At 39.1% G+C, this 16,566-nt stretch carries 13 protein-coding genes; 8 read left to right on the plus strand and 5 right to left on the minus strand.

Features of this window, described 5'->3' with window-relative positions:
* Positions 1-8: 8 nt before the first annotated feature.
* Together COD92_RS10805 and COD92_RS10810 are read right to left on the minus strand one after the other, a co-directional pair.
* Positions 9-1,997 carry a hypothetical protein gene (locus COD92_RS10805; RefSeq protein WP_255286655.1) on the minus strand — a complete coding sequence of 663 codons (1,989 nt, stop codon included), beginning with the start codon at positions 1,995-1,997 and terminating at the stop codon, positions 9-11.
* Between the two features lie 14 nt (positions 1,998-2,011).
* A complete protein-coding gene (locus COD92_RS10810; RefSeq protein ID WP_098530547.1) occupies positions 2,012-3,232 on the minus strand; it encodes an ATP-grasp domain-containing protein in 1,221 nt (406 codons plus the stop codon).
* Between the two features lie 203 nt (positions 3,233-3,435).
* On the opposite strand from COD92_RS10810, the gene COD92_RS10815 reads away from it, so the two are divergent.
* The 4 genes from COD92_RS10815 (at position 3,436) to COD92_RS10830 (ending at position 6,409) form a co-directional block, all read left to right on the plus strand.
* Complete coding sequence (locus COD92_RS10815) at positions 3,436-3,999, plus strand: GNAT family N-acetyltransferase (RefSeq protein WP_098530548.1); 564 nt, start codon at positions 3,436-3,438, stop codon at positions 3,997-3,999.
* 378 nt (positions 4,000-4,377) lie between these two features.
* Positions 4,378-5,280, plus strand: coding sequence for a LysR family transcriptional regulator (locus tag COD92_RS10820; RefSeq protein WP_098530549.1), 903 nt, complete (start codon positions 4,378-4,380; stop codon positions 5,278-5,280).
* 216 nt (positions 5,281-5,496) lie between these two features.
* A complete protein-coding gene (locus COD92_RS10825; protein WP_098530550.1) occupies positions 5,497-6,012 on the plus strand; it encodes an acyl-CoA thioesterase in 516 nt (171 codons plus the stop codon).
* Positions 6,013-6,037: 25 nt separating this feature from the next.
* On the plus strand, positions 6,038-6,409 hold the full coding sequence (locus COD92_RS10830) for a hypothetical protein (protein WP_098530551.1): 372 nt from the start codon (positions 6,038-6,040) through the stop codon (positions 6,407-6,409).
* A 113-nt stretch (positions 6,410-6,522) separates the two neighbouring features.
* On the opposite strand, the gene COD92_RS10835 is transcribed toward COD92_RS10830, so the two are convergent.
* Together COD92_RS10835 and COD92_RS10840 are read right to left on the minus strand one after the other, a co-directional pair.
* Positions 6,523-6,927: a DoxX family protein gene (locus COD92_RS10835; RefSeq protein ID WP_098530700.1), complete on the minus strand. Its 405-nt coding sequence runs from the start codon at positions 6,925-6,927 to the stop codon at positions 6,523-6,525.
* A gap of 268 nt (positions 6,928-7,195) precedes the next feature.
* Positions 7,196-7,417, minus strand: a complete 222-nt coding sequence (locus COD92_RS10840) for an SHOCT domain-containing protein (RefSeq protein ID WP_141561093.1) — start codon at positions 7,415-7,417, stop codon at positions 7,196-7,198.
* A gap of 259 nt (positions 7,418-7,676) precedes the next feature.
* On the opposite strand from COD92_RS10840, the gene COD92_RS10845 reads away from it, so the two are divergent.
* Genes COD92_RS10845 through COD92_RS10855 form a run of 3 tightly spaced genes read left to right on the plus strand, consistent with a single transcriptional unit; the run spans position 7,677 to position 10,554 of the window.
* A complete protein-coding gene (locus tag COD92_RS10845; RefSeq protein ID WP_098996300.1) occupies positions 7,677-9,140 on the plus strand; it encodes a sensor histidine kinase in 1,464 nt (487 codons plus the stop codon).
* The gene (locus COD92_RS10850) at positions 9,137-9,826 is read left to right on the plus strand and encodes a response regulator transcription factor (protein WP_098530554.1); all 690 of its coding nucleotides are present in this window, start codon (positions 9,137-9,139) and stop codon (positions 9,824-9,826) included. Before COD92_RS10845 ends, COD92_RS10850 begins: the two co-directional genes overlap by 4 nt.
* A gap of 59 nt (positions 9,827-9,885) precedes the next feature.
* Positions 9,886-10,554 carry a DUF2306 domain-containing protein gene (locus tag COD92_RS10855; RefSeq protein ID WP_098996301.1) on the plus strand — a complete coding sequence of 223 codons (669 nt, stop codon included), beginning with the start codon at positions 9,886-9,888 and terminating at the stop codon, positions 10,552-10,554.
* Positions 10,555-10,642: 88 nt separating this feature from the next.
* Here COD92_RS10855 and COD92_RS10860 read toward each other — a convergent pair whose 3' ends face one another.
* Positions 10,643-15,067: a pullulanase X25 domain-containing protein gene (locus tag COD92_RS10860; protein ID WP_176550427.1), complete on the minus strand. Its 4,425-nt coding sequence runs from the start codon at positions 15,065-15,067 to the stop codon at positions 10,643-10,645.
* A 417-nt stretch (positions 15,068-15,484) separates the two neighbouring features.
* Between COD92_RS10860 and COD92_RS10865 the strand changes: the two genes are divergently transcribed.
* A complete protein-coding gene (locus COD92_RS10865) occupies positions 15,485-16,516 on the plus strand; it encodes a LacI family DNA-binding transcriptional regulator (protein WP_098530557.1) in 1,032 nt (343 codons plus the stop codon).
* The last annotated feature ends 50 nt before the right edge of the window (positions 16,517-16,566 follow it).

Genomic DNA, 16,566 nt, shown 5'->3' on the forward strand with positions numbered 1-16,566 from the left:
CGGTTTTCTTAAGCCCATACATAATTTTTGCCCCAGCTGTCTTTTGCCAATGCTTCCACTTCTTCCACAAGGTTATCCTCAACCATATAGATATCACCCTGTTCATATGGATTATAGTGAAAGGCATACATTCTAGATAAAAACTGATGAAACAAAAGGGAGGATTCACCTTCAAGTTCACCGAAACCAGAAACGCTTGGCTCAATGCCTTGTCCCCAATTCTGACCGCTGTCGTTGTTCGGATTGTAAAAATAAATCCGATAATCTCCGTTATGGTCTTTATTAATCCTTTGAACCGATACGGCGTGAAGACCGAGCAGCTCCCCGTGTACGTTGGTGATGAAAATCCCAACTGGATTTGGATAAATCAATTCGTACCCTTCGTTATATTCCGGATGGTGGGTAGCATAGAACAGCCGGACGAACGTGGAATAATTGGCGACTTTTAGCGTGAATGGATTAATTACATTTATAAAGCCCTTAGGAATCCACTCACCGTAAAATTCTGGGTTCACCCACTTATGGCCGTCTTCTCCGCGCAGGAGTGTTCGCTTCATCATTTCGTTATATATTTTATCGAGGTGAGATACAAGAACAATCGATACAGGATCCAAATCCTGGTGGATTTCTCCGGCAACTCCACCAGTAATGAGGCTGGAGTGGATGGTCTCACCCTCAAATGTCATGTCAATATCATGATCACGGGCGGCACGGGCAATGTACTCTAAAAGCTGGCCAATTCCATGCTGAGACCACAGCGATATGGCTCTTGCTGACTGACAAGTAGGATTCAGACCCTGTCCAACACCAAGCGGCTGTCCGAGAACACTAACTACCCCAGCAACGAGCACGCCATTCAGGCTAATACCGCACCGTTCAAATTCAGGCTTCGAAAGGATTTGCTTGACCTCAGAATGGATTGGGAGTTCAAACAAACGGCGAATGGCAGGCAACAGGTGATCTTGTGAAAGAACACCGCGGTCAAGCATTCTTGCCAGGCCATATATTGCTTGCCGAGTTTCAGGATAGATAGACAGTTGAATCATATCGTGAATCAGGTCTCGATTGGCATTAAAGCTAGCAGTCCCTGTTTCTGATAAATCAAGGGCTGCAGGAATCAAGTCAGGGTTCTTCCGGTTCAGGAATCGCAACAGTACGGCGTGATGGGGGGAAACAAGCCCGGTTTCTTTCATTGATCCTGCAAACATCTTGGATTCAGCCTCAAGTTCATCAACAAAGGCCTCCGCTAATCCGAGTCTATATTCCCTTTGATTCGACACATCCTTACTTAGTGGTGTTGGACCATTGGCAGCACGCGAGTACTTTTTAAGAGCTTCTGCAGTTTTTTCATCCTGTACACTTTCAATTAAGGGTTCAAACATGTGAATCATGTTTAAAATCCGTCCAGTCATAATAGGGCGCTGAACGGTAAGGCGGTCAATCTCCTCAGCAATTTTATCAACAATCGCCTTGAACGAAAGTTCTTGACCCAGGTATTGGAACAAGCGCTGTGCTCGAATTATGTGATCATCTAATTGAATGCGGTTTTCTTCAGTTTCTGGCGGGAATAAAAGGTCGAGATTTAGTGCAAGGATTTCATTTAAAAAAGCGCCTGCCTCTTCCGCACTAAAGCTTTCGTGAATGTATTCACTTTTGGCAATTGCAAGCATTCTCATTTCACTTAACAATTCTATAATGGATTGGACACCTTTAAGCTTTAGTGAACCGCCGGCAAGTGGGGGCTGCATTTTTGCAGGGTCTTCCCATGGTCCGCCAAGGAAGACACCCGCTTTGTCAAAGCGAGGGGCATTTGCATAAAGAATGGTAAGTCCATCCTCTGATCCAGCAAGTTCAATCGCCAATTGAAAAACGTCTGTCTGGTACATGCTTTTCGCGAAAGATTTTGCCTCCTCAAGTCTATCTAGGGCAATTTCAAATCTATTTTTTAAGACAGCAGTTAGTTTACTCATCCTTTTCTTTTTTGACTGGGTCGTCATCCTACTGTTCCCTCCTAAAGGTAAAAATCATATTTTTCATATTTTTTCATGAGGGTTCTCATCACTTCGCTGTCATTTCCGGTGAAGAAAATCGTTCCGTAATGGTTCCCAAAGCCCACCCGTTCTGCAACTTTGGAGGTAACAGGAATGAACATATCATGTCTTTCAAAATAAGGATGGTTTTTGAGATCCTCAGGGATATTAAGCTTTTCAATAATTGTTACATTTGGATAGACCATCAAGCTGCCTGCATATCCCTTTGCAGATACCACTTCCTCAGGGAAAAAGGCGTCAAGTTCTTCTTCGGTTGTATCCGGATCGCTGCAAAGAATTTGTGCCTGAAATGCGCTGAATCCGTATGCCTTTTCGATTAATTCAAAGATATGACCACCAGGAACACGAGCGGCCACCTCGCCGAAATTCAAAGTTCCATCCGGGGCAATGAAATATTCAGGGTGTATGACGCCATTTTCGATCTCAAAGGCATCTACAAGCTTTTCAATCGCTTCCCTAATCATCGGCCGCCATTCTTCAAGCGAAGGGGAAGCAGGTACGAAATTGGAATGACCAAGTTTTACATACTCGGTAATATTTAGGAACCTTACTTTCCCATTATGTATAAATGCCTCACAGGAGAATTCCTGACCATCAAGGTGGCTTTCCATAAGGAGCGGAAATTCAGAATCACAAATTTGTTCTATCTCGTGTCGGTCCCGAATCATTCGATGGCCAACTGTACCCGCTTTATTAAATGGCTTCACATGTATAGGGTCATTCAAATCGCCATCAAGCTTAATTAATGCCTCGTTTACTCTATTTAAGAATCGATAGATATCATCCTTGTTTTCAGCTTCCGCAAATACTCCCACACGGATGCCAGCCATCTGGGCTTTCCGCTTCATCAACCCTTTGTCACGGAGTAGCAGGGATTTATGGAAAATGCGTGGGTTCTTGTGTAACTTTGCATTTAAAGCACCAGCCCATTCAACGGTTTCCTCGTAAATCGGTACGGCAACTTTAGTATTGAGATCCTTTAATTTTTCATAGAGTTCTTCTGATCGCATCTGTAAATCTTCAAATACCCATGGGACGAGATGTATACCATGGGTGTCAGCAAATTCTTGAAATTCAGGGGGACCCACAACCACATACGGTCGATTCATTTTGTCAATCGCTTCGATTGCGTGCAGGCTCCAGCCCAGCAATGCCGTTATTTTACCCTTGTTCTGTTTCATCTGAATAACTCTCCCTATTTTTGAATTAATTAAAAGATCATAACAGCCTTATTCTAGCAAAGAATAATATCTAAATTTTCAGATTTACATAAATTGTACAAATACTTCAAACGACTTTAACAAATTATTTACATTGATTTACTAAAATAGGGAAGACGTCAAAATAGATGTTATTTCAAAAACTCGGGCAAAGGGGTAATGTAATGAACAACTGGTATGCTAGATTGACAGACTATTTTCCAGAAAGAGAAATGAAATCGAGAAAGCATTTTGAAATCCTTTTTAACGAAAAACAAGGAATTTATCAAATAGAGGAAAGTCAAGACTTTGTACTTGTTTACTTCGAAATGTCTGATTTTATCTTCATAGATTACATACTAGTGGCCCGAAACAACCGTCGAAATGGGAGAGGCAGTAGGATTCTTGACCAACTGAAACAAAAGGGGAAAGCGATCATACTAGAAGTTGAACCAGTTACTCTTATAGATCCTGACTCAGAAAAAAGAATACAATTCTATAAGAAAAATGGTTTTTTAAAGATGAATTCTATTCGTTATGAACGAATCCATTTGGTTACAAATGAGTTGAATAAAATGGACATTTTTTGTTGGTCTCCAGTTACTAAAACAGAAAAATGGGTTTATGACAAGATGCATGCTATATATGAGGGTGTGCATGCTTATAAAGCCAGAGAATTGTATGGGCGAGATCCCCAGCCTGTGTCAGATGTACTAAGGAAAAAGGAACTAACGTATAGTAAAGCTTAGTTATAGTTTTTTAAATTATTTCTAATTTTGATACTGTGAATCGTAATCATAAGTAAATGAGGTTTTATGAAAAATGCTGGTCTGCCTTTTTGATAAATCACAAGTGAGGGTACTAAAGTAAAAAGTGTGGTAAACTAAGTTATCTTTAAAAAAGTAAGCTTTGTTAAACACTGATGTTGATATGCAGCAGTTTTGACTCATTCGTGCAAAATGACTATTTTGCACGCTTTCAGCAGATGCTGAAAGTGATTGAAACGAAAAGAAAAACTAAAGAGAAAATGAATTTTCTCGACGTTTTCTTTTCGTTTCAGTCAAATGAGTCAAAAATCAACACTAGACTTTAACATAGCCAAAAAGTATATAAGGTGTTTGATAAGAGTGGAAATTAAACATTTGGAGTGTTTTATTGAAGTTACCCGTACTGGCAATTTCACCAATGCAGCTGAAAATCTATTCATTACGCAGCCTGCCCTCAGTAGAATTATCAAATCATTGGAGGATGAACTTGGTACACAGCTATTTATTCGTACAAGAAAAAAGCTGATATTAACAGATGCAGGACTTATTCTAAAAAAACATGCATTAATAATTGAAAAACAGTTGCAGCTATTGGATGCGGAACTTGGTAAGATGTTCATGCTAAAAAAAAGCCATGTCCGTATTGGGCTCCCTGCGATTACCAATTCCATTTTCTTTTCACAACTGATTGCCTCGTTTCATGAAAAATATCCAGAGGTGACATTCCAATTGGAAGAGGATGGCTCTAAGCCGATTGAAGAGAAGGTTGTCAATGGTTTGCTAGATTTTGGGGTTGTCGTTCTTCCTGAAAAAAATGATGATTTCGACTATTATATGTTTGTTAATGAGGAATTAAAACTAGTTGTACCCTCGTCTCATCGTCTTGCCGGGAAACAGGAAGTGTCATTGAAAGAACTTAAAGAAGAGAGCTTTATTATGTTCAACCGGGATTTTGAGTTAAGAAACCTTGTCATCACTGCTTGCAGAGAAGCTGGTTTTCAACCGATAATTATTTCGGAAACATCACAATTAGATTTTATTCAAGAATTGGTTGCTTACAATATAGGTATTACTTTGCTGCCTGAGAATATATGTTTAGAACTAGCAAATGATTTTCGAACTATAACCGTAACCAACCCGACAATCGAATGGAATCTAGCGATGATCTGGAAAAAAGATGCATACTTATCACAGGTTGCGAAAGAATTTATCCGATTTGCCAAAGTAAAGCTGTCGACAGCTAATCATAACCATGATTCATAATCTAGATTGAGTCATATATTAGAAGGCTTCCCCTTGTTAAGGGGAGGCTTTTTTCATTGTATAGGCTAAAGAGCGCTTACATACCGTTTTGTTATGAATTGTATATGGGATTGGCATTGTATCTTTCCACTATAGTCATATTATAATTGTCCTTGTGAAAATGCTAATGCATATGAGGCGAACGCTTCAAATGTATTTTATATAGGGTGGTAATTTATGGAAGCTAAAAAAGTTAAAGAAACGCGTGTTGTTCAAACGGATCAAGTACTCATTAATGATTTGAACAACTATCATACATTATTTGGTGGAGTTCTAATGATGAAGATGGATGCTTGTGCGACGCTTTCCGCTCGCAGGCATTCACGGGTAAAGGAATGTGTTACTGCATCGACCGACTCAGTTAATTTCCTCGAACCGATTCGACAAAGTGATTCGGTCTGTATTGAATCATTTGTCAGCTATACAGGTAAAAAGTCAATGGAGATTTTCTGTAAAGTAATTGCCGAAGATCTTGAAACCGGAAACCGTAGAATCGCAGCTACTGCATTCTTAACTTTTGTTCCTCTAGGTCAAGATAAAAGACCGATAGAAGTGCCAACTGTTCTTCCAGAAACAGAGGAAGAAAAATTTCTCTATGAAACGGGAAAAGAACGTGAAAGAGTTCGCAAGCTAAAAAGACAAAAAAATAAAGAACTCGTGTCCAAACTTTCACTGGATAAACCATGGGACTAATACGAATCAAAAAGGAAGAGATATTATGCTGACAACATCAAGTTACAACCAATTGAAAAATGCGCAAATGGCTATCGAAAAATTAAATACCGCAAAACCATCTATTTATAGAAAATTTATAAATATCATTAAACTGACTCGTCAATTACAGTTTGGATATCAATATATGGGCTCATTAATTATGGATGAAGACCCAGGTAAATTCAATCCGACGTCACAAGATGATTATGTATTGTCTGTCTATTATCAGGAAATCGAAAATTTAAAAACAGATAAAAAATTCCTTGATTTAAAGCAGTTGCTAAAAACGTATAAACAACTCAGCTATGCTAATATTAGCAAGTTGGCATTGGGGGAAAAACCAGAAGCATTAGTTGGTCCAACTTTAGTCCGTTAATAGCCGAAGGGAACCTTTCAAACCTCACTTAGAACTTTTACGGTGAACCGTACCACAAATAGGTGCAGTTTTTATTAATGCATAATAAAAAAGCTGACAATCGTCAGCTTTTTTTAGTTATTTAGATTAAAAAACAAAACATAGTCCCCCGGGCCAATCAAAGCTACGCCAATGACAACAGCAATTAAAACGAGATTATATTCAAATCCGCCGTTAGTCATCCAGTATCCATTTTTGCCATGTACGGTAAAAATAGCATCAATCATTACGATGACAATCATGATCGCACCAATCCATGTAAGAAAACCTGCAGCGAAAAGTAATCCGCCTATCAATTCAAAAAGCCCTGCCAGCGTAGCCCAGACTTTGGCCCCTTTTTCAAGCCCGAGTGTTTCAAGCCAGTTTCCCATGCCGGCTATGCCAGGACCACCGAACCAGCCAAATAACTTTTGTGCGCCATGTCCAAAAAAGGTTAGCCCAATAACCAGCCGAATGATTAATAGACCGATATTAACCAACACCATATTTTCAGTCATACTTTACCCTCTTCCGCTTTAAGTGATTAAAATGTATATCCGTTGAAGAAATGAAAAACTTATTTTGGGTAAATAATCCATTCCTTATTCTAGCCTATTTGTAAGATTACTATTTAAACCACGGAATGACTAGAGTAAAAAGACCTCATCTTAGTCCACACTTAATGGCAAATATTAAATTTCCCCTTATAAAGTTAAAAGCAGTGTGATTTCGATTCTGAAACCCACTGCTCTTATCATTTTATATAGGTTATTTCTTTAATACTTCCTTCAATCGAAGGTATTCTTCCTCATTAATCTCACCATTTACAAGGCGTTTTTGAAGTATAGAAAATGCATCTTCTCTTCCTCCAAAACAACCTTGGTAGCTGTATCTGCGCCACATAAAGAATCTAAGAAAGAAGAAGCTAAGAAGTAAAATAAAGAACAGAATTCCGAAGATCGGATGAAAAGAATGATAGCCCCAAAACATAACATTCCTGCCTTTCATTATTTTTTTGAATGATCCTTACACACCTAAATTTAACCCTTTTTTCTAAACTGCCAATAAACAAATTCTAAAAAAATTATTAATAAATATTAAAGAATGAATTTATAAAAAAAAGTCCTTTTAAACGGTAATAGTCTAAACTAGATATGAACAATTAATAAAAATTTAAGAATTTCATTACTTATTTTTAAGATATAGGAAGTATTGTTGGATAGTAGAAATTAGTTTGAAGGGTGATTTTATGTCCATTCGTAAAAGCCTATTTATTTCAAATGCAGCCATGATAATGATACCTGTTATATTGTTTTTCCTTTATTTTCTATTGCTTAATGTTGTGATTGGCGGGGGGATGAAAAATTGGACCCAAAACTTTCAGCATCACTGGCAAACACAACCTTCCGGAACCAATAATCAAGTATTTACGGATTTAAAGAAAACAGCCTCTCTTGAATCAGAAAAATTCTTAAATCCGTCATTCACCGACTCAATAACAAAGAAATTAACAGGTAAAAACGTTGGAGTTATAATCCGCAAAGATGAGAAGCCGTTGTATATTTCCAATCGAATAAAAGATCTAAAACATGAAAAATTACCTAGTTACGGCAATGAAGGGTACATGGCGGCTACATGGATTGGGGACCACCCATATTCTTTATGGCAGCATGATTTTTACTTTCAGGACGGAACGAAAGGATCCATTCTTTTGTTGGATGAAGGAGTGCCATTTATTCAATTTGCCAGAAAATTCTTTCCAATGATTTTTATTGGATTGGTTATCATTGTTGTTTTTACAAATGCACTCCTTTCTTTGTTTATGTCACGTAGAATTTTAAAGCCAATTGAACAGCTAGCTGATGCGGCTTCCAACATTAGTCAAGGTCAACTGGATTTTAAGCTGGCCTCATCTAGTAAAAACGAATTGGGAAAACTCGTTAATCATTTTGATGAAATGAGACAGAAATTAAAAAATGCAGCGGAATTAAGAGAGCAATATGAAAGGAATCGCAAAGAATTAATTGCTAATATCTCACATGATTTAAAAACGCCCATTACAACCATTCGCGGCTATGTCGAAGGAATTAAGGATGGAGTGGCGAACACAGAAGAAAAGCTAAAAAGGTACCTTAATACCATTCATATTAAGGCAGCGCAGTTAGACCGCTTAATCGATGAGTTGTTCCTATTTTCTAAACTTGATATGAATGGGATTCCATTTTATTTTGAAAATGTCGATATTATCGCTTACCTCAAAGATTATGTAGAGGAACTAAGGCTTGAAATGCGTGAAGAAAACGTACAATTATTTTTAGAGATAAAAGGAGATTCTCGTACAATCGTAGTAATAGATCGAGATCAAATGATTCGGGTCATGAACAATATTATTTATAATAGTGTGAAATATGGGGATAAGGATCAATGCAAGATTTGTATTTCAGTAGAAGAACAAGGAGATATCGTAGAGTTCACGATTGGTGATAACGGACCCGGTGTTCCAAGTGGAGACCTTTCTAGTATATTTAATCACTTTTATAGGGGGGACCCATCCCGTAATTCCACTACGGGTGGAAGTGGAATGGGACTTGCAATTGCTGCTCAAATTATTAAGGCCCATGATGGTGTGATTTGGGCGGAAAGTCCTCCTGGTCAGGGCTTAATTATAAAATTTACGCTCTCAAAACAAACAGAAATAGGTGACCCTCAATGAAACAAATCTTAATTATCGAAGATGAACAGAGTATTGCTGAGTTAGAAAGGGATTATTTGGAAATTGAAGGCTTCCAAGTGGAGATCATTACCGATGGAAAAATGGGACTCAATGCCGCAATAAGTAAACCCTACAGCTTGATTCTATTAGATGTGATGCTGCCTACGGTAAATGGTTTCGAGATTTGCAAACAAATTCGCAAGCAAAAAGATATACCAATCTTAATGGTTACCGCAAAAATGGAAGATATTGATAAAATTCGAGGTTTTGGGCTTGGAGCAGATGATTATATTGTCAAACCATTCAGTCCGAGTGAAATGGTAGCGAGAGTTAAAGCCCACTTGGCAAGGTATGACAGACTGGTTCATAAGAATGTAACTGCTTTGGATGAGATACAAGTTCGTGGACTTCATATAAACAAAACATCCCGGCAACTGTTTATAAACGGAAAAGAGATTGGGTTAACCGCTAAAGAGTTTGATTTGTTAGTGTTTTTTGCTGAACATCCCAACCAGGTATTTAGTAAGGACCATCTCTTTGAACGGATTTGGGGGCTAGATTCAATGGGAGACTTAGCAACTGTTACGGTACATATAAGAAAAATCCGCGAAAAAATAGAATCAGATCCAGCCGCCCCACAATTTATTGAAACGATATGGGGGGCAGGCTATCGATTTAAAGGTTAAATAATTTATTGAGGAAAAGTGATGAATTAAGTGGAATGATGTAGAGGGGAGAGAAGTAAATGAATTCTAATAAAAAATGGTGGCTTTTAGTTATTGTATCATTGGGAGTTATGACTCCTTTTGTCGTTCCTTATTTAACTTTTAATCCTGAAAATAGTCGAATCGTGATAATATCGCCATCCATACAGTTTCCTGTTCTTGTTGCTCATATTGTATTTGCATGCTTCGCATTAATATCAGGCTTTTTACAATTTATAGAACGTATTCGTCTTTATAAACCAAGAATTCATCGGTTTTTAGGCCGGCTTTATGTTAGCAGTATATTTATAAGTGGATTGCTTGCTTTGGTGCTCGTATTCTATGCTGAGAATTATACAAAGGCGATTTCTTTTCTAGTGTTATCTTTGATATGGCTTTATACATGCTGGAAAGGTTTTAGAGCGGCTGTTGGAAAAGAAATGAATGAACATCGACGCTGGATGGTCCGTAGTTATGGTGTTACCTTAGTGGCGGTGAGTGCTCGCTTATTGGTGCCCGTTTTACTTTTAACTTACTATATACTAAACGGGTTTTCTCTGCCATCAGGAAGAGCGAAGATGATTGAAGAAGTGTTAAACGTAAATATTTGGGTAGGACTTATTCTTAATTTTATTATTATAGAGTGGAGGATACTTAACTCTGGCAAAATTAAATCCAACAATGCACAAAGGAACGGGATACAAATTTAAAAGTGTAAACTATAATAATTATGTGGGACTCTAGTGGTTAATAATTATAAGAAAAAGGTCTGCCTGAATGGGCAGACCTTCTTTAATACTAATTTTTTATTTCATTTATTGTTTTTGATTCGACATCAATCGAATAGTTCTTAGTGTTCTTATTAATCGATCCACCGTCACCTTTAAAAATGATTGACTTTGTTTCGGCAGAAGGCTCAATGTGAACTGGTACGGAAGTCTGACCAGCTTGCAGCGTGAATGCTTGAGTGAAATTCATATCATTACCCACCACTACTTTTTCTCCGTTAATGGTAAAGTCTGCGCCTTTAATGGCATTTCCAGTGACGGTCATAGTCGAACCGCTCACACTGATTTGACTCACGACTAATGGAAGATCAATCCAGCGCAGGATGGTATCCTGGACAAGCATTTTGTTATTCCCTTGATTGGCCACCACAATTTTCATATCCGTTCCCTGTGCACCATAGCCATAGTAGCTAATATCGTCATCTGATGGATCGTTTGGCGTATGGTCGGCTAAACCTTCCTGTTCCCAAGAATTGTTTTTTACATATTTATAGGTAAGCTCGGTTCCTTCTTCTAGCTCTAATGTATATTCCCAATCAGGGGTTACCGCACCATTTCGGCTCATCGACCAAGCTCCGGTATTCCATCCATTCAAGCTGCCAGGTATATTGACTTGAGCGGACAATGGAGTGTAGTCAGGTGCATGCACTTTAAAGGTGACCTGAACCATGACAATTTCTGGTGTTACGTTTACGGTGTTTGAATCTACATAGTTTCCTGCCTGATCAAAGATGCGTATTTGGTACTTATAGGCAGTGCCATTGGCTACCTGATAATCACTGTAGGAGGTAGCATCCCCGTTTAATGATGTAAGAACTTGGCCATCACGGTAGATTAACGCTTTATATGGCTGTTCTGGCTCTGATAGTTTCCAAGTTAAATTGACTTGACCCGACTCTTTAACCGGTGTATCCAATACAACTTCTTTAGCAGGCGGGGTCGTATCAGACGTACTATGAGTATAGGTTACTTCTCCAGTTGAAGAGTAAACCCAGGTCGTCCCTAAATCAGGTGTAAAGGCCAACCGGTACTCATAAGTGCCAGCTTCATATGCCGTAAAGCTTCCTTGAAACTCATTTGCTTGGCCATCCTGTGCCTGTCCATTATATAGGGCAGGGGAGGATTGCCAATCTGTTTGGCCTTTTAGCCTTACTTGAAGCTCAGCTGTAACTCCTTCTGCTGCGCCAGCTTCCGTCGCACCAGACAAGTAAAACGTTGCATTTACGTTCGAAGCTTTCGCCAGATTCAGTTCTCCGTTCTCTAATTTTGTCAGATCTTTAATACTTGCCATTGTCACATCGAAATGTGGAACTAAGCCGGTAGTGGCTGCAGGTACCGATTCATTACCATTTCCATCTACAGCTGTAACGGCAAAATAATAGGTACGGCCATTATCTAAATTGGAAATGGTTACAGATGGATTAGTTGTTTCTTTAACTTTTGTCCATAGTCCACCAGAAACAGTAGATTGATAAACATTGTATTTGTCACCATTTCCTGTCCAGCTTATTGTAACATGTTTAGGACCCGCAGCGCCGTTTACATCCTTAACGGATACTGGTTGCCTTACTTCATTAACTGTTAGTAACATCCGGCCTGATTCAGCAGGTACGGTTAATGACAGTTTGCCATCCTTTGTCGTGGATTCATATTTCTTATCTAACTGATCCACAAAACGAAGACCGTTCGCAAGCAACTCTTTTGTATCGACCTCAACTGTCTGTGCGTTTTTCCCTCTGTTAATTATTACAAGGCCGGATTTTGCCCCTTTTGTCCGGACATAAGCCAGTACATCACCTTTCGCATAAATATGGTGCAAATCGCCATAGGCAAATAGGTCGGCATTTTCCTTACGGATTTGCCCAATTTTTTGATAATGGGCAATCAGGGATTTATCTTCTTTACCCCAAGGATACGTTCGGCGGTCATCTGGGTCTTTGGATCCGGTTTGACCTGCTTCATCCCCATAATAGATGGTCGGTGCTCCTGGATAACCCATTTGAAGAATGGAAGCCAGCTTCAGTCGCTTGACACCTTCATTGTAATTGTAGTTCGGATCTTGTTCTGCTCTATAATACGTATCTGTGCCATTGCCTAACAGGAAGATTGCACGAGCTGTATCGTGGGAACCCATTAGGTTCATAAGCGCATAAAATGCTTCCTTTGGATAGTCCTCTTGTACAGCGAGAAGGGTGTTCTGTGCATTAGCGGCATTGCCGTTCTTTAAGTAATCTAAGATGGCGCCGCGGAAACGATAGTTCATTACAGAGTCATATTGATCTCCCAAGAAATACTTGGATGCATCATCCCATATCTCACCTAAAATAAGAGGCGCTTCCTCTTTTTGAAGTGTTTTCCCAGCTCCTGTCATCGTTTTCGATTTCATTTGCTTACGGAATTCCTGCCAGAAGGAACTGTCCACTTCATTCGCTACATCAAGCCTCCAGCCAGATGAACCTTCATCAATCCATGTCTTTGCAACAGAATCCTTATCATAAAAAATATAATTGGCCAATTGTGTGTTGTTAAGTTCACTTGGGTGGTCGACCTTGGTACCATCCACTGATTTAAACACTGGCAGACTATCATAGCCCCACCAATCGTCATACTTATAATGCTGACCTGTCGAAACACCGTTAACTTTTTCATTGTCTACTTTTTCATTTTTGATATCGAACCAGTTTTCAAAACCGTATGGGCTGAAGGTTTGGCCTTGGTCAATAAATTGCTTCTTCGCCTTTTCTTTGGCAGCTGGTTCGGTTAATTTTTCTTGGTTCATCAACTCATAAATACGTGACCAATATTCATAAGCACCTACGGTTTTATATTTGTTATAACGGTCGAAATAGATAGAGTCATCGGAAACATGGTTAAAGACTCCGTCTAAAATGAGGTGCATATGACGTTTTGATAATTCTTTTGCAAAATCCTCGAATTCCTTTTTCGAGCCAAACATTGGGTCGACCTGTTTATAATCGGTCGCATCGTATTTATGGTTGGATGGTGCAAGGGCTATTGGGTTTAAATATAGTGTATTAACGCCTAGAGATTGAAGATAATCTAGCTTTGCTTTGATACCTGCAAGATCACCGCCAAAAAAGTCGTTGGTAAATTCTCCATCCCCTTTATAGGAACCAGTGCCTTGTTCGTATGGATTATCAGGCAATGATGACCAAGTGTCGGGATGTTCAATTGGCTGGCTGCCACGTGCTCCAATCTGATCCTTCGCGGTGTCGTTTGCTTTGTTTCCGTTATAAAAACGATCCGGAAAAATTTGATAGACAACAGCTTCTTTCATCCAATCAGGTGTTTTATAAGCAGGGTCGTAGACCGTCAATTGGAAAAGTCCTGCATTTTTATCCTCTGCTTTTCCTGTATGTCCTTCCTGAGTGTCTTCACCGTACTCAGCTGTTGCATCTTGATCCCCAACGATGAATTTATACCCGTAGATTCCTTTGTCAGCAGGGGTGAATGTAGCTTCCCAGAATTCAACTGCCCCTTTGTCAGCTGTATCAGCCCAGCCGGCATTTTTCATAGAAATAACATTTGAGGTTCCCGTATTATAGTTCTTAACATATAGTCTTGCTCTTGTCAGGTCACCTTTCTTAGCGGACACACGCAAGGTTACTGGTTGATTAGCAGGAATGGCCCCGAATGGTGTCCGGTAGACTTTGTCCCATGAATCATGATAAAGCGCAGACTTATCAATTAAACCATCCGATCCGCTTGGCTTATAATCTGTATATACTTCATTCGTTTCTTGCTTATAGAAAAATGTGATTGTTGTATCAGCTAGTACATTTAGCTTTTCATTTGAAGAAGGGTAAGACTCCGTCCAGTCCTTGCCTAGAACAATCTTGAATTCATAGCTGCCTTTTGGCACCTTTGCAGTGTAAGAGTAGACATTGTTTAAATGATCATCTGTTAGCAAGGCGGTTGATTCTGCAGGGCTCCATGCTGGACCTGCCTGAATTGCAGGCTGAAGGGTTCCAGCTATGCGGGGCTGTCTGTCCCCAGATAATGGAGTGTAATGGGTGCTGTCGGCAATGGAGTGTGTGTTATCATTGTAGTAGAAGGTGACATCTTTTTGTTCATTTAACGATAATTTTATGTTGTTCCCGCTGGGAGTTCCACCCTCTCCGTAATTTTCATCCCAGCTTCCGCCGATGGCGATTTTGTACTCATATGTACCCGCCGGCAATGTCCCTGTAAAGGTGTATAGCCCATTTCCTTGGTCGGCCATTTTCGTTACAGTGGATGATGGATCCCAGTCCCCAGCGTTTCCTAACGCTTTTTGTAAATTCCCTACAAGAACAGCCTGCTTAGTTACAGTTTCTGCTGCATTTACCGATTCGCTTGAGAAACCTGCCAACAGTTGCAGAATTAATCCTGTAATGGTGACAAGCGACAATAGTGTTCGCTGCTTCTTTTTCATAGAAAAACCCCTTTTCCCTATGTTATATTTAGTTGAGAAATCGTTTGCACAAAATGACATAACTATCCTTCTATTACGGATCTAGTAAGATAGCCAAAAAACAAGAAACGGAGTGCAATCGTTTTCACAAACAAATAATACTATTTTTTGCTGGTTAATTCAATAGAAAGTTAGATTAAGAGTCTAATTTTTCTGAAAAAAAATTTTTAGTTAGTTTACTAAGGAAAGGGAAAGTCCATGTACCCTTCATTCAAAGAAGGTCTAATCTTTTAAAACCACCCTATTTCAATGGGGTGAGGATTCAAAGTTATTGAGATAGTAACAAACCCATAATGATTGTACATTTGGTATGTGACCAAAGTACTATTTCTGTTATGATAAAATGAGAGGAAAATCCCTATGAGAAGGGTGGAGTAAATGACTGTTACAATCAAAGAGGTGGCAAAGCTTGCAAATGTTGCGCCGTCAACGGTTTCAAGAGTAATTGCAAATAATCCTAGGATTAGTGAGGCAACGAAACGAAAAGTAAAAAAAGTGATGGAGGAGCTTGGCTACCATCCCAACTTGAATGCTAGAAGTCTTTCGAGTAAAGCAACACAAACCATTGGGCTTGTTATGCCAAGCTCTGGGGATGTTGTTTTTCAAAATCCTTTCTTTCCAACAGTCCTTCAGGGAATTAGCGAAGGGGTACACGAAAAAAAATATGCCTTGCAGATGACAACAGGAAGATCACAACAGGAAATTCTTGAGGCAGTCATTCAAATGGTACAAGGAAAACGAGTGGATGGAATGATTCTTTTAAATTCAAAAGTTGAAGATAAGGTCATTCAGTATTTAAGAGAAATCGATTTTCCTTTTGTGGTTATTGGAAAACCGGCTAAATATATAGAAGAGATCACTCACGTTGATAATGATAATGTTCGTGCCATGAAGGAAGCTACAGAATATTTGATCGACCAAGGGCATAGTCAAATTGCTTTTATTGGGGGAAGCCCAGAACTAATCGTTACTGTCGACCGGTTAAATGGCTATAAACAGGCTCTAGAAAATTCAAATATTCCTATTAAAGAGGAATATATCAAACATGAGGAATTCCTAAGGGAAGGGGGGCAAGAGGCAGTTAATGAGTTAATGGCCCTTCAGCAGCGTCCAACTGCGCTGTTAGTTGTGGATGATTTCATGGCACTAGGAGTCCTTAATAAGCTAGATGAATCTGGAATAAAAGTTCCAGAAGATATCTCTGTTGTCAGCTTTAATAATATCTTACTTTCAGAAATGTCAAAGCCGCCTTTAACCTCTGTTGATATCAATATTTTAAAACTGGGACTTGAAGCATCAAGGGGCTTAATCGAGAAAATTGAAAATAGTTCAGAACCAACCAAACGAATTATCATTTCACATCAATTGGTTGAACGTTCTTCATGTAGTCGACTCCATAAAGAGAAATAAGTGTGAAAAACCTGAAAAGAAAGAGGTGCCTTCCAGAAGGCTGTTTTTTT

It is taken from the genome of Bacillus sp. AFS037270, assembly GCF_002585305.1.